The 20432-nt window shown below is 71.3% G+C and carries 17 protein-coding genes; 14 read left to right on the top strand and 3 right to left on the bottom strand.

The features are described 5' to 3' along the window. Window positions 1–8: 8 nt before the first annotated feature. Entirely contained in the window at window positions 9–1475 is a 1467-nt protein-coding gene (locus ACFYZA_RS18955; protein WP_388491723.1) for a cytosine permease, read from the bottom strand. Window positions 1476–1667: 192 nt separating this feature from the next. Here ACFYZA_RS18955 and ftsY point away from each other — a divergent pair, with 192 nt between their 5' ends. Further along, a complete protein-coding gene (gene ftsY / locus ACFYZA_RS18950) occupies window positions 1668–2876 on the top strand; it encodes a signal recognition particle-docking protein FtsY (protein ID WP_388491720.1) in 1209 nt (402 codons plus the stop codon). A gap of 68 nt (window positions 2877–2944) precedes the next feature. On the opposite strand, the gene ACFYZA_RS18945 is transcribed toward ftsY, so the two are convergent. Then, complete coding sequence (locus ACFYZA_RS18945) at window positions 2945–3610, bottom strand: bifunctional DNA primase/polymerase (protein ID WP_388491718.1); 666 nt, start codon at window positions 3608–3610, stop codon at window positions 2945–2947. Between the two features lie 461 nt (window positions 3611–4071). Here ACFYZA_RS18945 and ACFYZA_RS18940 point away from each other — a divergent pair, with 461 nt between their 5' ends. The 6 genes from ACFYZA_RS18940 (at window position 4072) to ftsH (ending at window position 14005) form a co-directional block, all read left to right on the top strand. Next, on the top strand, window positions 4072–5547 hold the full coding sequence (locus ACFYZA_RS18940; RefSeq protein WP_382595126.1) for a hypothetical protein: 1476 nt from the start codon (window positions 4072–4074) through the stop codon (window positions 5545–5547). A 338-nt stretch (window positions 5548–5885) separates the two neighbouring features. After that, entirely contained in the window at window positions 5886–7226 is a 1341-nt protein-coding gene (locus ACFYZA_RS18935) for an ammonium transporter (RefSeq protein WP_388491715.1), read from the top strand. Beyond that, window positions 7223–7561, top strand: a complete 339-nt coding sequence (locus ACFYZA_RS18930; RefSeq protein ID WP_161244991.1) for a P-II family nitrogen regulator — start codon at window positions 7223–7225, stop codon at window positions 7559–7561. The genes ACFYZA_RS18935 and ACFYZA_RS18930 overlap by 4 nt, the downstream gene beginning before the upstream one ends. Window positions 7562–7626: 65 nt before the next feature. Next, complete coding sequence (locus ACFYZA_RS18925; RefSeq protein WP_382595068.1) at window positions 7627–10086, top strand: [protein-PII] uridylyltransferase; 2460 nt, start codon at window positions 7627–7629, stop codon at window positions 10084–10086. 277 nt (window positions 10087–10363) lie between these two features. Then, a complete protein-coding gene (gene ffh / locus ACFYZA_RS18920) occupies window positions 10364–11905 on the top strand; it encodes a signal recognition particle protein (RefSeq protein ID WP_382595071.1) in 1542 nt (513 codons plus the stop codon). A gap of 255 nt (window positions 11906–12160) precedes the next feature. After that, on the top strand, window positions 12161–14005 hold the full coding sequence (ftsH, locus tag ACFYZA_RS18915) for an ATP-dependent zinc metalloprotease FtsH (RefSeq protein ID WP_388491986.1): 1845 nt from the start codon (window positions 12161–12163) through the stop codon (window positions 14003–14005). Window positions 14006–14069: 64 nt separating this feature from the next. Here the strand turns inward: ftsH and ACFYZA_RS18910 are convergent, their stop codons facing one another. Next, window positions 14070–14933 (bottom strand): SAM-dependent methyltransferase, encoded by an 864-nt coding sequence (locus ACFYZA_RS18910; RefSeq protein ID WP_388491711.1) that lies wholly within the window; start codon window positions 14931–14933, stop codon window positions 14070–14072. A 198-nt stretch (window positions 14934–15131) separates the two neighbouring features. Here ACFYZA_RS18910 and proS point away from each other — a divergent pair, with 198 nt between their 5' ends. The 7 genes from proS to rplS all read left to right on the top strand — a co-directional run bounded on the left by proS (window position 15132) and on the right by rplS (window position 20383). Beyond that, the gene (gene proS, locus ACFYZA_RS18905; protein WP_382595080.1) at window positions 15132–16544 is read left to right on the top strand and encodes a proline--tRNA ligase; all 1413 of its coding nucleotides are present in this window, start codon (window positions 15132–15134) and stop codon (window positions 16542–16544) included. Window positions 16545–16825: 281 nt separating this feature from the next. Then, the gene (locus tag ACFYZA_RS18900; RefSeq protein ID WP_100577957.1) at window positions 16826–17428 is read left to right on the top strand and encodes a hypothetical protein; all 603 of its coding nucleotides are present in this window, start codon (window positions 16826–16828) and stop codon (window positions 17426–17428) included. 236 nt (window positions 17429–17664) lie between these two features. Next, window positions 17665–18102: a 30S ribosomal protein S16 gene (rpsP, locus tag ACFYZA_RS18895; protein ID WP_161245001.1), complete on the top strand. Its 438-nt coding sequence runs from the start codon at window positions 17665–17667 to the stop codon at window positions 18100–18102. 2 nt (window positions 18103–18104) lie between these two features. Continuing rightward, complete coding sequence (locus ACFYZA_RS18890; RefSeq protein ID WP_005311361.1) at window positions 18105–18344, top strand: RNA-binding protein; 240 nt, start codon at window positions 18105–18107, stop codon at window positions 18342–18344. Between the two features lie 144 nt (window positions 18345–18488). After that, window positions 18489–19085, top strand: a complete 597-nt coding sequence (rimM, locus tag ACFYZA_RS18885; protein ID WP_388491708.1) for a ribosome maturation factor RimM — start codon at window positions 18489–18491, stop codon at window positions 19083–19085. Continuing rightward, window positions 19085–19906: a tRNA (guanosine(37)-N1)-methyltransferase TrmD gene (gene trmD / locus ACFYZA_RS18880; protein ID WP_382595088.1), complete on the top strand. Its 822-nt coding sequence runs from the start codon at window positions 19085–19087 to the stop codon at window positions 19904–19906. Before rimM ends, trmD begins: the two co-directional genes overlap by 1 nt. A gap of 126 nt (window positions 19907–20032) precedes the next feature. Next, window positions 20033–20383 carry a 50S ribosomal protein L19 gene (gene rplS / locus ACFYZA_RS18875; protein WP_100577961.1) on the top strand — a complete coding sequence of 117 codons (351 nt, stop codon included), beginning with the start codon at window positions 20033–20035 and terminating at the stop codon, window positions 20381–20383. The last annotated feature ends 49 nt before the right edge of the window (window positions 20384–20432 follow it).

Below are 20432 nucleotides of genomic sequence, written 5' to 3'. Positions count from 1 at the left end.
ACGGAGCGTCAGACGGCCAGGGTCTCGGCGGACTTGTCGGCTTCCGAGGCCTCGACGGCCTTCGCCGGCGCCACCGGCGGCTTGGGCAGGGCCAGGTACAGCAGGCCGGAGATCACGATGGTGGCGACCCAGCCGAGGCCGTACTCGCCGACCGGGTTGTTCGCGGACAGCGGGCCCGTGAACCAGTCGGACTTGGTGAACATCAGGCCGCCGAGCAGACCCACCGCCCAGGCGATGACCGCGGCGGGGGAGAAGCCGCCCTTGTACCAGTAGGCGCTCGTGCGGGTCGTGTCGAGCAGCGCCTTCGCGTCGTACTCGGTGCGGCGCAGCATGTCCGCGCCGAACACGCCGACCCAGGCGGAGAACGCGACGGCGAGCAGCGAGAGGAAGGCGATGAAGGAGCCCATGAAGCTGGTGGCGACCAGCATCAGGATGCCGCCGAAGACCAGCGAGATCACCGCGTTGACGGAGACGGCCCAGTGCCGGGGGATCTTGAAGCCGAGGGTCTGGGCGGTGAAGCCCGCCGAGTACATCGACATCGAGTTGATCAGGAGCATGCCGACGAGCGCGATCAGCAGGTAGGGCACCGCGATCCACATCGGCAGGATCTCGCCGAGGAAGGACACCGGGTCGGCGGCCGAGGCGAGGTCCGGCGTGGAGACGGCCATGACCGCGCCCATCAGGACCATCGGCAGCACCACGATGCCGGCGCCGCCGATGGAGTTGCCGACGATCGCCTTGGCGGAGGCGTCGCGCGGCAGGTAGCGCGCGAAGTCGGGGGCGGACGGGATCCAGCTGACGCCGCCTGCGGCGATCATGCCGATGCCCGCGACCATCAGCGAGGTCTTGCCGGCCGGCTGGTGGAAGACGGCGGACCAGTCGGTGTTCATCACGAGGTAGACGAGCACGAGGACCGAGAACGCGCCGAACAGGAACGTCGCGTACTTGTTGCACTTCTGGACGACGTGGATGCCGAGGCCCGAGATGGCGAACGTGATGACCACGAAGACGGCGAGCGTGACGATGATCAGGAACGTGTTGCTCTTGATCCCGAAGAGGATGTCGAGCACGGTCAGCACCGCATAGGCGCCGGTCACCGCGTTGATGGTCTCCCAGCCCCAGCGCGCCACCCAGATCAGCGAACCGGGCAGCAGATTGCCGCGCTGGCCGAACACCGCGCGCGACAGGGCCATGCCGGGGGCGCCGCCGCGCTTGCCCGCGATCCCGATGAGCCCGACCAGGCCGTACGAGAGAATGGGCGCGCACACGGCGACCACGATCGCCTGCCAGAAGTTGAGCTTGTACGCGACGACGAGGCTGGCGCCCATCGTGAGCAGCAGCACGCTGATGTTCGCGGCGACCCAGGTGGGGAAGAGCTCGCGGGTTCTGGCGGTGCGCTCCGCGTCCGGCACGGGCTCCAAGCCACGTGTTTCCAGGGCGCTCTGCGGTTCGTCGGGGGAGCCGGTGTCGTTCATGGGGGTGGAGTTCCGTGCCTCTCGCTCGGCTCGACGCTGAGCCGGTGGGGGTAGTCGAAGGGGACTCTACGCGCGTTGATGCTTCCACCTCTATCGTACTTTAATCTGACACCTGCCCCATAATTCCCTTCCGTTCTCGGAGAAAGGTACAAACTGGGCCCCTGTGGGCTCGTACCCGATACTGGGAGCGTTATGGAATTCGTCATCCTTGCTGTAGTCATCGCCCTGGTCGCGGTCGGCGCGATCAGCGGGCTCGTGGTCAGCAGCCGCAAGAAGAAGCAGCTGCCGCCCACCGCCCCGCCGAGCACGCCGACCATCACAGCCCCGCCCGCCGAGCCTCAGGTCGGTGAGGACGCCGCGGAGACGGCGGAGGAACCGCGCCGCACCATCGAGGAGGTCGGCCTCCCCGAGGCGCCCGCCACCCCGGTCGTCATCGAGGAGCCCGCCGCCCCCGAGGCGCCGGCGCTCGATGTCCCCGAGCCGACCGCCGGCCGGCTCGTCCGGCTGCGCGCCCGCCTCGCCCGCTCGCAGAACTCGCTCGGCAAGGGGCTGCTCACCCTGCTCTCCCGCGAGCACCTCGACGAGGACACCTGGGAGGAGATCGAGGACACCCTGCTGACCGCCGACGTCGGCGTCGCGCCCACCCAGGAGCTGGTCGACCGGCTCCGCGAGCGCGTCCGGGTGCTCGGCACCCGCACCCCGGAGGACCTGCGCGCGCTGCTGCGCGAGGAGCTCCTCGCCCTGCTCGGCACCGACTTCGACCGCGAGGTCAAGACCGAGGGCGGCGAGACCGTCCCCGGCGTCGTCATGGTCGTCGGCGTGAACGGCACCGGCAAGACCACCACCACCGGCAAGCTCGCCCGGGTCCTGGTCGCCGACGGCAAGTCCGTCGTGCTCGGCGCCGCCGACACCTTCCGTGCCGCCGCCGCCGACCAGCTCCAGACCTGGGGCGAGCGCGTCGGCGCCCGCACCGTGCGCGGCCCCGAGGGCGGCGACCCCGCCTCGATCGCGTTCGACGCCGTCAAGGAAGGCATCGCCGAGGGCGCGGACGTCGTGCTCATCGACACCGCGGGCCGCCTGCACACCAAGACCGGTCTCATGGACGAGCTGGGCAAGGTCAAGCGCGTCGTCGAGAAGCACGGCCCGCTCGACGAGGTCCTGCTCGTGCTCGACGCCACGACCGGGCAGAACGGCCTGGTCCAGGCCCGCGTGTTCGCCGAGGTCGTCGACATCACCGGCATCGTCCTGACCAAGCTCGACGGCACCGCCAAGGGCGGCATCGTCATCGCCGTCCAGCGCGAACTGGGCGTCCCCGTCAAGCTCGTCGGACTCGGCGAGGGCGCGGACGACCTGGCCCCCTTCGAGCCGGAGGCGTTCGTCGACGCGCTCATCGGCGACTAGCCAACCCCTTGCGCCAGAACGCCCCGCGGCACCAGTCAGGTGCGGCGGGGCGTTCGCGCGTCCGGGGTCTACGCCGCCGAACGGTGGCAGATGTAGGCGAGCGTGCCGAGCAGGAGGCGCGCCTCCGGCGGGCGCGTCGCGGTGTCCAGGGAGGGCGGGCGCAGCCAGTTCACCTGGCCCGAGGGGGGCGCCGGTACGTAACTGCCGCGCGGCGGGCAGCGCAGGTCGAGGACCGCGTCGTCCCAGCCCATCCGGTAGAGCAGCCGGGGGAGTTCACCCGAGGCACCCGGTGCGACGTAGAAGTGGGTGCGGCCGGCCGGCGTCGAGGACACCGGGCCCAGCGGAAGCCCCATCCGCTCCAGGCGCACCAGCGCCCGCCGGCCCGCCGGGGCCGCCACGTCCAGGATGTCGAAGGTCCGCCCGACCGGCAGCAGCACCGCCGCGCCGGGGCACTGCGACCAGGCCTTGGTCACCTCGTCGAGCGTGGCGCCCGCCGGGACCTCGGGGGTGAAGGCGAGCGGATGCGCGCCCGGTTCGGTGCAGGACGAACTGCCGCACGAGCAGGCGCCGTTCAGGGCGCGGGCGCCCGGTGCGACGTCCCAGCCCCACAGGCCGGTGTACTCGGCCACGGCGGTGACCTCGCTGGTACGGGTCGTGCGCGTGGAGCGGCCGCGGCGCCAAGAGCCGGGCCGGGTCTCCCTGATGCCCCGGCTGCCGCCGATCGTGAAGCCCATGCCCCCTCCAACGGGTCTGCCGCGTCGGTGGTTACGACGCCAGTGACGTAGTCGTGACGATCCGGAGTTTTCCCGTCACTTTCCGTCTCCGCCAGGTTGGACACGGTCGTGAAAGGGGTGGTGCGAGGTGCTTCGCGCGCCCCGGCTCACTCCGCTCCACCCGACGCTGATCGTCATGTGTCAAGTGAATCGCGCCTGGCGGCAGGGGAGTTCATTCGAAGGGGTGGCGAATGGTGGCGTTTCTGGAATCGCCATGGCCGGACGGGTGATCGTAGGATTACCGTCGGTACACGGACCTTGGGGGTATGCGCACCCGCGGGTATGCCGGAGGCAAGGCGGTTTCCGGTCCGGGCGGGTGCAACCGCGGGACAGGGAGCCCAACTAGCGGCATTCTGATAGGGGTTCGCGCGATCGACGCACAACCGACGCACATGAGGCTTCAGCAGATTGGGGGCGTTCCAGTGGGCGGCAGTGGGGCTAGCGGTACGAGCGCCGGAAAGCGCCCCAACGAGCAGCTGGGTTCGTGGTTCGTACGCAGCGGCTGGTCGAAGGGCGAGCTGGCGCGCCAGGTCAACCGGCGGGCGCGCCAGATGGGCGCCCACCACATCAGCACCGACACGTCCAGAGTCCGGCGCTGGCTCGACGGCGAGATGCCGCGCGAGCCCATTCCCCGCATCCTCTCGGAGCTGTTCTCGGAGCGCTTCGGGAGCATCGTCGCGATCGAGGACCTCGGCCTGCGCCAGGCCCACCAGTCGCCCTCGGTCTCCGGGGTCGACCTGCCCTGGGCAGGGCCCCAGACGGTGTCGCTGCTCAGCGAGTTCTCGCGCAGCGACCTCATGCTCGCCCGGCGCGGCTTCCTCGGCACCTCGCTGATGCTGGCCGCGGGCCCCTCCCTGATCGAGCCCATGCAGCGCTGGCTGGTCCCCTCGCTCACCAGCGACCCCGGGCCGCCGGAGACCGCCGCGAGCGCGCGGCGCCCCTCCCGGCTCTCGCGGCCCGAGCTGGAACTGCTCGAATCCACCACCGCGATGTTCCGCCAGTGGGACGCCCAGTGCGGCGGCGGGCTGCGCCGCAAGGCCGTGGTCGGCCAGCTCCACGAGGTCACCGACCTGCTCCAGGAGCCCCAGCCGGCCGCCACCTCCAAGCGCCTGTTCAAGTGCGCGGCCGAACTCGCCGAGCTGGCGGGCTGGATGAGCTACGACGTCGGCCTCCAGCCCACCGCCCAGAAGTACTTCGTGCTCGCCCTGCACGCCTCCAAGGAGGCGGGCGACAAGCCGCTCGGCTCGTACATCCTGTCCTCCATGAGCCGCCAGATGATCCACCTCGGCCGGCCCGACGACGCCCTCGAACTCATCCACCTCGCCCAGTACGGCAGCCGCGACTGCGCCACCGCCCGCACCCAGGCCATGCTGTATGCGATGGAGGCCCGCGCATACGCCAACATGGGGCAGCCCAGCAAGACCAAGCGCGCCGTCCGGATGGCCGAGGACACCTTCGGCGACGCCGGGCTCGACGGCGAGCCGGAGCCCGACTGGATCCGCTTCTTCTCGGAGGCGGAGCTCAACGGGGAGAACGCCCACTCCTACCGTGACCTGGCCTACGTGGCCGGCCGCAGCCCCACCTACGCCTCGCTCGCCGAGCCCGTGATGGAACAGGCCGTGGCCCTGTTCGGCAAGGACGAGGAGCACCAGCGCAGCTACGCCCTGAACCTCATCGGGATGGCCACCGTGCACCTGCTCAAGCGGGAGCCCGAGCAGTCGACCGTGCTGGCCGAGCAGGCCCTCCGGGTCGCCAAGCGGGTCCGCTCCGAGCGGGTCAACACCCGGCTGCGCAAGACCGTCGACACCGCCGCCCGTGACTTCTCGGACGTCGCCGAGGTGGTCCGGATGACCGACCTGCTCACCAGGGAGCTGCCCGAGACGGCCGAGGCCGTCTGAGTCACCCGCCGTCGCCCGGCCCCGCGACGGCATACAAGACCCCGGCCGCGACACCCACCCCGTTCAGCCCGACTCGGCTCCCCCACGCCAGGTCAAACGGGTGGCGTCGCGGCCGGTCCGCCCGGTGCGGACGCCCCGGACGGCAGGGGCCGCACCCCGGCTGATCCGGCAGTTCACCGGTGTGTAACACGCCCGCCTCCTTCGTCACTGCGGTGAAACATCGAGCGGCATCGACGGAAACCGTGCTGGGACAACCTCATGGCGCATAACCGGCCCCCAGCCAGTTCCCGCCCGAGTAACGCCCCCGCACGGGCCGTACCGACGACGAGGAGACGCCGATGCCTCCAGGCATCACGCTCGCAGCTGACGCTCCGCAGCTGTCCAGCGCCAACACCGGATTCATGCTGATCTGCTCAGCGCTGGTGATGATCATGACGCCCGGCCTCGCCTTCTTCTACGGAGGCATGGTCCGCGTCAAGAGCACCCTCAACATGCTGATGATGAGCTTCATCAGCCTCGGCATCGTCACGATCCTGTGGGTGCTCTACGGGTTCAGCCTGACCTTCGGCGAGAGCAACGGCTTCATCGGCTGGTCCAAGGACTACTTCGGGCTCAGCGGCATCGGCCTGGTCCAGCTCTGGCCCGGATACACCATCCCGATCTACGTCTTCGCCGTCTTCCAGCTGATGTTCGCCGTCATCACGCCCGCGCTCATAAGCGGCGCCCTCGCCGACCGCGTCAAGTTCACCGCCTGGTCGCTGTTCACCGCCCTGTGGGTCACCGTCGTCTACTTCCCCGTCGCGCACTGGGTGTGGGCCTCGGACGGCTGGCTCTTCAAGAAGGGCGTCATCGACTTCGCCGGCGGCACCGCCGTGCACATCAACGCGGGTGCGGCCGCCCTCGGCGTGATCCTGGTCATCGGCAAGCGCGTCGGCTTCAAGAAGGACCCGATGCGGCCGCACAGCCTGCCGCTCGTCATGCTCGGCGCGGCCCTGCTGTGGTTCGGCTGGTTCGGCTTCAACGCCGGCTCCTGGCTCGGCAACGACGACGGCGTGGGCGCCGTGATGTTCATCAACACCCAGGTCGCCACGGCCGCGGCCATGCTCGCCTGGCTCCTCTACGAGAAGCTGCGCCACGGCTCCTTCACCACCCTCGGCGCCGCCTCCGGCGCGGTCGCGGGCCTCGTCGCGATCACCCCCTCCGGCGGCTGCGTCAGCCCGCTCGGCGCGATCGCGATCGGCGCCGTCGCCGGTGTCCTGTGCGCCATGGCCGTCGGCCTCAAGTACCGCTTCGGATTCGACGACTCGCTCGACGTCGTCGGCGTCCACATGGTCGGCGGCATCACCGGCTCGCTGCTCGTCGGCCTCTTCGCCACCGGCGGCGTACAGTCCACCGCCAAGGGCCTCTTCTACGGGGGCGGCCTGGACCAGCTCGGCAAGCAGGCCATCGGGGTCGGCGCGGTCCTCGGCTACTCCCTCGTGGTCTCCGCGGTCCTCGCCTTCGCCCTCGACAAGACGATCGGGATGCGGGTGCCCGAGGACGACGAGGTCTCCGGCATCGACCAGGTCGAGCACGCCGAGACGGCGTACGACTTCAGCGGCGCGGGCGGCGGCACCGCCCCCCGCAAGGCCGTGCCGGCCCCGGGCGACGTGGCAGCGAACAAGAAGGTGGACGCATGAAGCTCATCACCGCGGTCGTCAAGCCGCACCGGCTCGACGAGATCAAGGAAGCCCTCCAGGCCTTCGGCGTCCAGGGCCTGACCGTCACCGAGGCCAGCGGATACGGCCGCCAGCGCGGCCACACCGAGGTCTACCGCGGCGCCGAGTACACCGTCGACCTCGTCCCCAAGATCCGCATAGAGGTCCTGGTCGAGGACGAGGACGCCGAGGAACTCATCGACGTCGTCGTCAAGGCCGCCCGCACCGGAAAGATCGGCGACGGCAAGGTGTGGAGCGTGCCCGTCGAGACCGCCGTCCGGGTGCGGACCGGCGAACGCGGACCTGACGCACTGTAGGGGCGTCCGGCGGGCCGCGGCCGCGAACCGCCGGACGCCCGCTGGACACGGCAAGGAGCTGCTGGGTGACGAGCGTTGAAGTGAGTACCGGATCCAACGACGGCGACTCGGAGCCCGGCGGCTACGCGGCGGCCCGGCTGCGCCTTCTCACCGAGAAGGGGCGGTCCGGGCCGCCGCGCCGCACGGCCCTGTCCCAGCTGACCGACGACTGGCTGGCCACCCTGTTCGCCGGCGCCGCCGAGGCGGCCGGGGTGGGCGGCGCGGCCCTGGTCGCGGTCGGCGGCTACGGGCGCGGCGAACTCTCCCCGCGCAGCGACCTCGACCTGCTGCTCCTGCACGACGGGCGGGCCGACGCCGGAGCGCTCGCCCTGCTCGCCGACCGGATCTGGTACCCGGTGTGGGACCTCGGCCTCGCCCTCGACCACTCGGTACGCACCCCGGCCCAGGCGCGCAGGACGGCGGGGGAGGACCTCAAGGTGCAGCTCGGCCTCCTGGACGCCCGCCATGTCGCGGGCGACCTCGGCCTCACCACCGCGCTGCGCACCACCGTCCTCGCCGACTGGCGCAACACCGCCCCCCGACGGCTGCCCGAGCTCGACGAACTGTGCCGTGAACGGGCGCAGCGCCAGGGCGAGTTGCAGTACCTCCTCGAAGGCGACCTCAAGGAGGCCAGGGGCGGACTGCGGGACGCGACCGCCCTGCGCGCGGTCGCCGCGTCCTGGCTCGCGGACGCCCCCCGGGAGGGCCTCACCGAGGCCAGGCGCCGCCTGCTCGACGTACGCGACGCGCTGCACCTGTGCACCGGCCGCGCCACCGACCGCCTCGCCCTCCAGGAGCAGGACGCGGTGGCGGCCGAACTGGACCTCCTCGACGCCGATGTGATGCTGCGTCAGGTCTCGGAGTCGGCCCGCGTCATCGCCTACGCCGGCGACGTCACCTGGCGCGAGGTCGGCCGGGTGCTGCGCGCCCGCTCCGCCCGGCCCCGCCTGCGCCAGCTCTTCGGCGGCGGCCGCCCCGGCGCGCCCGAGCGCACCCCGCTCGCCGAAGGCGTCGTCGAACAGGACGGCGAGGTCGGGCTCGCGCTCGCCGCCCGCCCCGAGAAGGACCCCGTCCTCGCGCTGCGCGCCGCCGCCGCGGCCGCCGAGGCAGGCCTGCCCATCTCCCTGCACGCCGTACGCCACCTGGCGAGCACGGCGGCCCCGCTGCCCACGCCCTGGCCCGCCGAGGCCCGCGACCGGCTCGTCACGCTGCTCGGCGCGGGCGAGTCCACCGTCGCCGTGTGGGAGGCCCTCGAAGCGGAAGGGCTCATCACCGCGCTGCTTCCCGACTGGGAGCGGGTGCGCTGCCGGCCCCAGCGCAACGCCGTGCACACCTGGACCGTGGACCGCCACCTCGTCGAGACGGCGGTGCGCGCCTCCCACCTCACCCGCCGCGTGCACCGCCCCGACCTGCTCCTGGTCGCCGCCCTGCTTCACGACATCGGCAAGGGCTGGCCCGGCGACCATTCGGTGGCCGGCGAGACCATCGCCCGCGACGTCGCCACCCGGATCGGCTTCGACCCCGCCGACGTGGCCGTCATCGCCACCCTCGTACGCCATCACCTGCTGCTCATCGAGACCGCCACCCGGCGCGACCTCGACGACCCGGTGACCGTCCGCTCGGTCGCCGAGGCGGTCGGCTCGACGGGCACTCTGGAACTGCTGCACGCCCTCACCGAGGCGGACGCGCTGGCCACCGGCCCCGCGGCCTGGTCCTCCTGGCGCGGCTCGCTCGTCGCCGACCTGGCCGGGCGGGCCTCGGCGGTCCTCGCGGGCAGGCCCGTCGACCCCGAACCCGCGGCGGTCACCGCCGAACAGGAACGCCTCGCCGTGGAGGCCCACCGCACCGGCGGGCCCGTCCTCGCCCTGCGGGCCCGTACCGACGGCTCGGACGAACACGAACCCCTCGGCGTGGAACTCCTGATCGCCGTCCCCGACCAGCCCGCCGTGCTGCCCGTGACGGCCGGCGTGCTCGCCCTGCACCGCCTCACCGTCCGCGCCGCCGACCTGCGCGCGGTCGAACTCCCCGACCCGGTCGGCGGCTCGGTCCTGCTCCTGGACTGGCGGGTGGCCGCCGCGTACGGCTCCCTGCCGCAGGCCGCCCGGCTCCGGGCCGACCTGGTGCGGGCCCTCGCGGGCTCCCTCGACATCGAGGCCCGCCTCGCCGAGCGCGAAGCCGCCTACCCGCGCCGCCGCGGCGCCCAAGCCCCACCGCCCCGGGTGACCGTGGCTCCGTCGGCCTCCCGGCACGCCACCGTCATCGAGGTCCGCGCCCAGGACGTCCCCGGCCTCCTGCACCGCATCGGCCACGCCCTGGAGAGCGCGGGCGTACGGGTGCGCTCCGCACACGTCTCGACGCTGGGCTCCAACGCCGTGGACGCCTTCTACGTGACGGACGCTCACGGTGCGGCCCTTGAGCCGGGGGAGGCGGCGGAGGTGGCCCGGCAGCTGGAGTCGGCCCTGGGAGCGGTGCCCGGGCCGGTGTGAGCGTGCCCGGCGGGGGAAGGGCTGTGCGGGCACCCCCGCGTACCCCCACCCGCCGGGATACCCTGGGGGACGTTCGAAGCCTGTGTCCGCGTCCCGGCCGGGCGCACGACGCCTGGCACGCACGCTCGCCGCGTCGCCGAAAGGCCCTGGTGGCTCCGCCACCAGAACCTTCCGGCGCCTTGCGATCGCCCGCACCAGACGCCGCGCGCCGATCCGGCCGGGGCGCGGACACAGGTTCCCACCCGACCGCCCCACGAGCCGAGGACCCGCGACCACCGTGTTCGATACCCTTTCCGACCGCCTGAGTGCGACGTTCAAGAACCTCCGGGGCAAAGGACGCTTGAGCGAGGCGGACATCGACGCCACGGCGCGCGAGATCCGCATCGCGCTCCTCGAGGCCGACGTCGCGCTGCCCGTAGTCCGCGCCTTCATCAAGCAGGTCAAGGAGCGCGCGTCCGGCATCGAGGTCTCCCAGGCCCTCAACCCCGCCCAGCAGGTCATCAAGATCGTCAACGAGGAGCTCATCGGCATCCTCGGCGGCGAGACCCGGCGCCTGAGGTTCGCCAAGACCGCGCCGACCGTGATCATGCTCGCGGGTCTCCAGGGTGCCGGTAAGACCACCCTCGCCGGAAAGCTCGGCAAGTGGCTGAAGGGGCAGGGTCACTCCCCGCTCCTGGTGGCCTGTGACCTCCAGCGCCCCAACGCCGTCAACCAGCTGAGCGTCGTCGCCGAGCGCGCCGGAGTCGCGGTCTACGCCCCGGAGCCGGGCAACGGCGTCGGCGACCCGGTCAAGGTCGCGCAGGACTCGATCGAGTACGCCCGGTCCAAGCAGTACGACGTGGTCGTGGTCGACACCGCCGGACGCCTCGGCATCGACCAGGAACTGATGCGGCAGGCCGCGGACATCCGCGACGCCGTCAGCCCCGACGAGGTCCTCTTCGTCGTCGACGCGATGATCGGCCAGGACGCGGTCAACACCGCCGAGGCCTTCCGCGACGGCGTCGGCTTCGACGGCGTGGTGCTCTCCAAGCTCGACGGCGACGCCCGGGGCGGCGCGGCGCTCTCGATCGCCCACGTCACGGGCAAGCAGATCATGTTCGCCTCCAACGGCGAGAAGCTGGAGGACTTCGACGCCTTCCACCCGGACCGGATGGCGTCCCGCATCCTCGACATGGGTGACCTGCTCACCCTGATCGAGCAGGCGGAGAAGACCTTCAGCCAGGCCGAGGCCGAGAAGATGGCCTCCAAGCTGGCGTCCAGCAAGGGCAAGGACTTCACGCTCGACGACTTCCTGGCCCAGATGGAGCAGGTCCGCAAGATGGGCTCCATCTCCAAGCTGCTCGGCATGCTGCCCGGCATGGGGCAGATCAAGGACCAGATCAACAACATCGACGAGCGGGACGTGGACCGCACCGCGGCCATCATCAAGTCGATGACCCCCGGCGAGCGCCACGACCCGACCATCATCAACGGCTCGCGCCGCGCCCGTATCGCCAAGGGCTCCGGCGTCGAGGTCAGCGCGGTGAAGAACCTCGTCGAGCGCTTCTTCGACGCCCGCAAGATGATGTCCCGGATGGCCCAGGGCGGCGGCATGCCGGGCATGCCGGGGATGCCGGGCATGGGCGGCGGCCCCGGCCGGCAGAAGAAGCAGATCAAGCAGGGCAAGGGCAAGCGCAAGAGCGGCAACCCGATGAAGCGCAAGGCCGAGGAGGCCGCGGCCGCCGAGCGCAAGGCCCAGGGCGGCGCGCTGGGACTGCCGTCCGCCGAGGAGCAGAAGAACTTCGAGCTGCCCGACGAGTTCAAGAAGTTCATGGGCTGACCGCCCGCGTACGGCTGTGTGGGGCGCCTCCCGGTGGACCGGGAAGGCGCCCCACGCGTATGTCGGCGCCGCACGCCCACGCGGGCGGGCACCCCGTCAGGACCCGCCCGGAATGCCCTCTTTGCGCGGGTCTCCAATAATGGCGCGTACCGGCCAAGAGGAGAGCACGTGCCCACTTCCGTACCCCCGCGCGACCGCCCCGACCAACCGTGGCGCTCGGAAGGGGCGCCTCCGCCGCCCGCTCCGAAGAAGAAGATGCCCGGCGGCTGGGGCCGGCTCATCCTCACGGCCCTGATCGTCTACCTGATCACCAATCTGATCCTGTCGTTCTTCAACGACGGCGACGAGCCGACCGTCTCGTACACCGAGTTCAGCAAGCAGGTCACGGCAGGCAACGTCTCCAAGATCTACGCCAAGGGCGACGCCATCCAGGGCCAGCTCAAGAACAAGGCGCCCGTACCCTCCGGCGAGGGCAGCGGCGACTACACGAAGTTCACCACCCAGCGCCCCACCTTCGCCGACGACGACCTGTGGGCCCAGCTGACCAAGCAGAACGTCACCGTCACCGCCGAGCCCGTCGTCGAACACCGCAGCTTCCTCGCCAACCTGCTGATCTCGCTCGCCCCGATGCTGCTGCTCGTCGTCCTGTGGCTGTTCATCGCCCGGCGCATGAGCGCGGGACTCGGCGGCGGCGCCGGCGGGATGCTCGGCCGCAAGACCCCGCCCAAACCGGTCGAGATGGCCGACGACAAGCGCACCACCTTCCAGGACGTGGCCGGCATCGACGAGGTCGAGGGCGAACTCAACGACGTCGTCGACTTCCTCAAGAACCCGGCCGCCTACCACGAGATGGGCGCCCGCATGCCCGGCGGCGTCCTCCTCGCGGGCCCGCCCGGCACCGGCAAGACACTGCTCGCACGGGCCGTCGCGGGGGAGGCCGGGGTGCCGTTCTTCTCGGCCTCGGCCTCCGAGTTCATCGAGATGATCGTCGGCGTCGGAGCGTCCCGCGTACGCGAGCTGTTCGCCGAGGCCCGCAAGGTCGCCCCCGCGATCGTCTTCATCGACGAGATCGACACCATCGGCCGGGCCCGTGGCGGCGGCTCCGGCATGGGCGGCCACGACGAACGCGAACAGACCCTCAACCAGATCCTCACCGAGATGGACGGCTTCACCGGCTCCGAAGGCGTCATCGTGCTGGCCGCCACCAACCGGGCCGACGTTCTGGACCCGGCGCTCACCAGGCCCGGCCGCTTCGACCGCATCGTCCACGTCAGCCCGCCCGACCGGGGCGGCCGCGAGGCCATCCTGAAGATCCACACCCGTGAGATCCCGATGGCGCCGAACGTCGACCTCGAACAGGTCGCCCGCACCACACCCGGCATGACCGGAGCCGACCTCGCCAACCTCGCCAACGAGGCGGCCCTGCTCGCCGTCAAGCGCCAGCAGCGCGAGGTGACCCAGTCCGACCTCTCCGACGCCCTCGAAAAGGTCCAACTCGGCGCGGAACGGCCCCTGGTGATGCCGTACGAGGAGCGTCGGCGCACCGCCTACCACGAGAGCGGCCACGCGCTGCTCGGCATGCTCCAGCCCGGCGCCGACCCGGTCCGCAAGGTCACCATCGTGCCGCGCGGCCGCGCGCTCGGCGTCACCCTGTCCACCCCGGACGCCGACAAGTACGCCTACACCGAGGAATATCTGCGCGGCCGCGTGATCGGGGCGCTCGGCGGCATGGCGGCCGAGCAGATCGTCTTCGACGTGATCACCACCGGCGCCGAGAACGACCTGGAACAGGTCACCAACATCGTGCGCGGCATGGTCGGCCGCTGGGGCATGAGCGAGAAGATCGGCCCGCTGTCCGCGCTGCCGGGCGACGCCCAGCAGGCCTACGGGCTCTCGGCCGCGCCCGGCACCCTGGACACCATCGCCGTCGAAATGCGCCGCATCGTCGACGAGTGCTACGACAAGGCGTGCCGGCTCCTTCGCGACAACCGCGACAAGCTGGACGCCCTCGCGGAGGCGCTGCTCGCCAACGAGACGCTGGAGGAGGAGGCGGCCTACCGCGCGGCCGGCATCCCCCGCCTGTCGAAGGCGGGGGCGTAGGCGGGACGGAACCGAGACCGAGGCCGCCCCAACTGCCCTTTCCCGCAAGGGAGTTACAGATGACTCACGGGGTGCGGGCGATCAGATAACGGAAGACGTTCGGCATCCACACCGTGCCGTCGCGCCGTACATGACCGTGCAGCGCCTCGACGATCTCCTTCTCCACCTGCGCCTGGTCGGTGGCGCGGGCCGCCGCGTCGAAGGCACCGGTCGACATCAGACCCCGTATCGCACTGTCCAGATCCGCATATCCGAACGGGCACGCCACCCGGCCCGAGCCGTCCGGCTTGAGGCCGGCGCGGGCCGCCACGTCCTCCAGGTCGTCACGCAGGCTCGGCCGCCAGCGCGGGGCATCGCTCACGCGGGTCGTCAGCCGGGTCGCCACCCGCAGCACCGCCGAGGTGGCACACCGCTCCGGCGGCCCCCAGCCGGCCAGCACCACCGGGCTGCCGCGCTCGGCCAGCGCCACGGCCGCCTCCAGGGCGGGCACCAGGCCTTCCGTATCGCCGGCCGCACAGCCGATGGGCTCAAAAGCGGTGATCAAGTTGTACGGAGGCCGGTCCGGCTCCGCCGCATCGGCGGGACCGCCCGACACCAGCCGGGCCGGGCCCCTGCCCGCCCCGCCGAGGCGCCCGGAATCCGGGGCGAGCCGCTCCCGCGCCAGCGCCAGGCGCGCGACCCGCTCGGGGCCGTCCACGCCGGTCACCGCCGCGCCGCGCGACGCCGCGACCAGCAGGGCGAGCCCCGAGCCGCAGCCGAGCCCGAGCAGCCGGGTGGACGGGCCCACGTCGAGCCGTTCATAGGCCGCTTCGATGAGGGGGACCAGCATCCGTTCCTGGATCTCCGCCCAGTCCCGCGCGCGCTCGGTCGTGCCCGCCGAAGGGGCGGTGGCCGTGCGGGAGTGATGCCGGACGAGCGTTGGTGTCATGGAAAGCGCCCCAATCCGCCGAGAGGTCAGCTGTGCCCTGATTGACAGCCCCCCGTGAATGTCCGTACGCACTTCCCCCGTATGCCAGGGAACTCCGCATCCCGGCCCGCGTCCAGAGGGCGGAGCCATCAACCGCGCTCCAGCCGCGGCCGGAAGGCGATTCACGCCCCGCGACCCCGGCGCCGTACCATTCGCGCCATGGCAAAGGCACCCGTACTCACGCCCCAGGCGGAAGACTTTCCGCGCTGGTACCAGGATCTGATCAACAAGGCCGAGCTCGCGGACAACGGTCCGGTGCGCGGCACCATGGTGATCCGACCGTACGGCTACGGCCTCTGGGAGCGGATGCAGCAGGAGATGGACGCACGCATCAAGGACGCAGGCGCCCAGAACGCCTACTTCCCGCTCTTCATCCCCCAGTCTTACCTGACTCGCGAAGCTGAGCACGTCGAGGGCTTCGCGCCCGAGCTCGCGGTGGTCACACACGGTGGCGGCAAGGAGCTCGACGAGCCCGTCGTGGTCCGCCCCACCTCCGAGACGATCATCAACGACTACTTCTCGAAGTGGGTCCAGAGCTACCGCGACCTGCCGCTGCTCATCAACCAGTGGGCGAACGTGGTCCGTTGGGAGATGCGCCCGCGCGTCTTCCTCCGTACGAGCGAATTCCTGTGGCAGGAAGGGCACACCGCCCACGCCACCTACGAGGACGCCCGCGACTACGCCGCGCGCATCCACCGGGACGTCTACGCCGACTTCATGATCAACGTGCTCGGCATCGACGTCGTCCTCGGCCGCAAGACCGCCAAGGAGCGCTTCGCCGGAGCCATCAACACCCTCACCCTCGAAGGGATGATGGGCGACGGCAAGGCCCTGCAGATGGGCACCAGCCACGAACTGGGCACCAACTTCGCCAAGGCCTTCAACACCCAGTACCTGTCCAAGGAGGGCAAGCAGGAACTGGTCTGGCAGACCTCCTGGGGCGTCTCCACCCGCATGGTCGGCGGCCTGATCATGTCGCACGGCGACGACAGCGGACTGCGGGTGCCGCCCAGGCTCGCCGCCGTCCAGGTCGTCGTCGTGGCGATCAAGGGCGACGAGGCCGTCGCCAAGGTCCGCGAGGTCGGCGACCGGCTCAAGGCCGCGGGCCTGCGCGTCCAGGTCGACGACCGGACCGACACCCCCTTCGGCCGCCGCGCCGTGGACTGGGAGCTCAAGGGCGTCCCCGTACGCGTCGAGATCGGCCCGCGCGACCTGGAGGCGGGCACCGCGATGCTGGCCCGCCGCATCCCAGGCGGCAAGGAGCCCGTCTCCATCGACGCCCTCGCCGAGCTCCTGCCCGCCCTCCTCGAAGAGGACCAGGCGCTGCTCCTGAAGCAGTCCCGCGAGCGCCGCGAATCCCGCACCAGCGATGTGGCCACCCTCGCCGAGGCGGCCGAGGCCGCGATCGCCGGCGGCTGGGCGCGCATCCCGTGGGCCGAACTCGGCCCGGAGGGCGAGGCCAAGCTCGCCGAACAGGCCGTCTCCGTACGGTGCCTGGTCGCCGAGGACGGGTCCGTGCCCGACGCCGACGACGCACCCGGTACGGTCGCGATCGTGGCCCGCGCCTACTGAGGAGGGTCCGTCCCGGCACCGGTGGCGCACCGGCCACGCACAGTCGGCCGAAACCCCTCTTGCGCACCGTCCGACAACGGTCGTCCCGGCGTGGGTACTTCATCTACACGCCGGGGCGTACACGCCGCTACGTCATACCTTGGTGTGAGCTGTGAGCCTTCTCCGCAGATCAGCGCACCCGCCCTCGTCCGCGCGCATCAATGCCAACTGACGGGTACGAGCAAATTATTTGGGATGCCCCGGAATAGGAACACAGCGGCCCTGCGGCTCGTTGTCACGACGTGAGCACGACACCACCTGTTCTCGCCGCAGAGCTGGCACAGGCGTGGGCCGACATTCAGCGGTACCACTCCGAGCTGCCGGACCTAGCCGCGCCCGAGTCCCTGATCGGAGAGTCGTCGTCCGCCTGTGGCGCCGAGCTCTCCTTCGAGCGACTGCTCCATGAGGCAGTCCACGGCATTGCCGCCGCCCGCGGTGTACGCGACACCTCCCGCGCCGGCCGCTACCACAACCGGAGGTTCCTGGCGATCGCCGAGGAGCTCGGCCTCGACCATCCGGAGGAACCGCACCCCAGCAGCGGCTTCTCCCTGGTCACGCTGAACGCCGAGGCAAGGCGCCGCTACCGGCCGACCATCGAACGGCTGCAGCGCGCGCTCAAGGCGCACACCGTCGCCACCGCCGCCGACACCAAGCGCTCCTTCCGCGGACCGGCCGCCCGGCACGGCTCCTCCGGAGGAGGCGTGCGGGTCAAGGCGGTCTGCGACTGCGGGCGCAACGTACGCGTCGTCCCGTCCGTGCTCGCCCAGGCGCCCATCGTCTGCGGCGGCTGCGGCAAGCCGTTCCGCATCCCGGAAGGGGCCGAGGTGGTCGCCGCGGCCGGCTGACCCCGGGCCCGGCCGCCGGCAGGGGCGGCAGGTCCGGGGGAGCGGGCCGCCCGGGGGTGCCCCACGGACCCCCGGCGTGCGCACTCCAGGCGTGTGGCACAATGGCTAGCTGTACTCGACAGCCGCATAGGAACCCTCTCGCCTCCGGCTGACGCGTCCATCGGGCACCCGAGTACCGCAACCCCACGTGGCATCTCATGTGCCCAACCACGTCAAGACCAGGAGACACCACTCCAGTGGCAGTCAAGATCAAGCTCAAGCGCCTCGGCAAGATTCGCCAGCCGCACTACCGCATCGTCGTCGCCGACGCCCGCACTCGCCGTGACGGTCGCGCGATCGAGGAAATCGGTCTGTACCACCCGACGTACAACCCCTCGCGCATCGAGGTCGACGCCGAGCGTGCGCAGTACTGGCTGTCCGTCGGCGCCCAGCCGACCGAGGCCGTCCTCGCCATCCTGAAGCTCACCGGCGACTGGCAGGCGCACAAGGGCCTCCCGGCCCCCGCGCCGCTGCTGCAGCCGGAGGCGAAGGAAGACAAGCGCGCTTCCTTCGAGGCCTTCGCCAAGACCCTCGAGGGCGACGACGCCAAGGGTGAGGCCATCACCCAGAAGGCGAAGAAGACCGAGAAGAAGGCGGACGAGGCCGAGGCCGCCGCCGAGTCGACCGAGGCCTGAGCATGCTCGAGGAGGCTCTCGAGCACCTCGTGAAGGGCATCGTCGACAACCCCGACGACGTGCAGGTCGCCTCGCGCAACCTGCGCCGGGGGCGCGTGCTGGAGGTCCGGGTCCACCCCGACGACCTCGGCAAGGTGATCGGCCGCAACGGCCGCACCGCTCGCGCCCTGCGCACCGTCGTGGGCGCAATCGGCGGACGTGGCATCCGGGTCGACCTCGTCGACGTGGACCAGGTTCGCTGACCAGTTGGGTCGCTTTACCTAGATACGCCGGCTCGGGCCGGGGAGGGCTTCTCGCCCTCCCCGGCCCGTAGTCGTATTCCGGGCCATAGTGGTACGAAGGCCTCGGCCACCACGAGGCCGCAGTTGTCCGAAGGAGAAGCAAGCGTGCAGTTGGTAGTCGCGCGGATCGGCCGCGCCCACGGCATCAAGGGCGAGGTCACCGTCGAGGTGCGTACCGACGAGCCCGAGCTGAGGCTCGGCCCCGGCGCCGTCCTCACCACCGACCCGGCGTCGGCGGGCCCGCTCACCATCGAGACCGGCCGGGTGCACAGCGGCCGGCTGCTGCTGCGCTTCGAGGGCGTGCGCGACCGCACCGCCGCCGAGGCCCTGCGCAACACCCTGCTCATCGCCGACGTCGACCCGGCCGAACTGCCGGAAGAGCCCGACGAGTACTACGACCACCAGCTCATGGACCTGGACGTGGTCCTCGCCGACGGCACCGAGGTCGGCCGCATCACCGAGATCACCCACCTGCCCTCGCAGGACCTCTTCATCGTGGAGCGGCCCGACGGCAGCGAGGTCATGATCCCGTTCGTCGGACAGATCGTCACCGAGATCGACCTGGAGGCACAGCGCGCGGTCATCGACCCGCCGCCCGGCCTGATCGACGACCGCGCCGAGATCGCCTCCGCGCGCGACGAGGAGACCGAAGCTTCCGAAGAGCCCGCCAAGGGTGCCGACCACGCCGGGGACGCCGGCTGATGCGGCTCGACGTCGTCACGATCTTCCCCGAGTACCTCGAACCGCTGAACGTCTCGCTCGTCGGCAAGGCCCGGGCCCGCGGCCAGCTCGACGTGCACGTCCACGACCTGCGGGACTGGACGTACGACCGGCACAACACGGTCGACGACACCCCCTACGGCGGTGGCCCCGGCATGGTCATGAAGACCGGGCCCTGGGGCGACTGCCTCGACGACGCGCTCGCGGACGGCTACGAGGCCGGGGCGCACGGCCCGGTCCTCGTCGTGCCCACACCCAGCGGCCGCCCCTTCACCCAGGAACTCGCCGTCGAACTCTCCGAGCGGCCCTGGCTGATCTTCACGCCGGCCCGCTACGAGGGCATCGACCGCCGCGTCATGGACGAGTACGCCACCCGGCTGCCCGTGTACGAGGTGTCCATCGGCGACTACGTCCTGGCCGGCGGCGAGGCCGCGGTCCTGGTCATCACCGAGGCGGTGGCCCGGCTGCTGCCCGGCGTCCTCGGCAACGCCGAGTCCCACCGCGACGACTCCTTCGCACCCGGCGCCATGGCCAACCTCCTCGAAGGGCCCGTCTACACCAAGCCCCCCGAGTGGCGCGGCCACGGCATCCCCGACGTCCTGCTCAGCGGCCACCACGGCAAGATCGCGCGCTGGCGGCGGGACGAGGCGTTCAAGCGCACCGCCCTGAACCGGCCCGACCTGATCGAGCGCTGCGAGGCCGCCGCCTTCGACAAGAAGGACCGCGAAACCCTCTCCATCCTCGGCTGGGCCCCCGAGCCCGGCGGCCGATTTTGGCGCAGGCCGCAGGCCGTGGAAGAATAGGCCGCTGCCGTACGCTCAGCCGGCGCCCCTGCCACAGGGGGAACGACGCCCGCCCTTCGCGCACAGCACCCCATTCATCTCGAATTCCGCTGATGACCTGTGGCATCAGTGAGGAAGTAGTCAGTCATGGCAAGCCTGCTCGACTCCGTCAACGCCGCCACGCTGCGCAGCGACGTCCCGTCGTTCCGCCCGGGTGACACCGTCAACGTCCACGTCCGCGTGATCGAGGGCAACCGCTCCCGTATCCAGCAGTTCAAGGGCGTAGTCATCCGCCGCCAGGGCGCCGGTGTCTCCGAGACCTTCACGGTCCGCAAGGTCTCCTTCTCCGTCGGCGTCGAGCGCACCTTCCCGGTGAACTCCCCGATCTTCGAGAAGATCGAGGTCGTGACCCGCGGTGACGTCCGTCGCGCCAAGCTCTACTACCTCCGTGAGCTGCGCGGCAAGGCCGCGAAGATCAAGGAGAAGCGCGACCGCTGAGCCCCGGCTCACACCCGCGTACGGGCCTGACGGCGGCCGGATAAGCTCT

Origin of the sequence: Streptomyces sp. NPDC001828, from assembly GCF_042892175.1 — a bacterium.
In the GTDB taxonomy this organism is placed as follows: Bacteria; Actinomycetota; Actinomycetes; order Streptomycetales; family Streptomycetaceae; genus Streptomyces.
The sequence above is the reverse complement of the archived record's forward strand: the minus strand, read 5'-3'. Positions and strand labels throughout refer to the sequence as shown.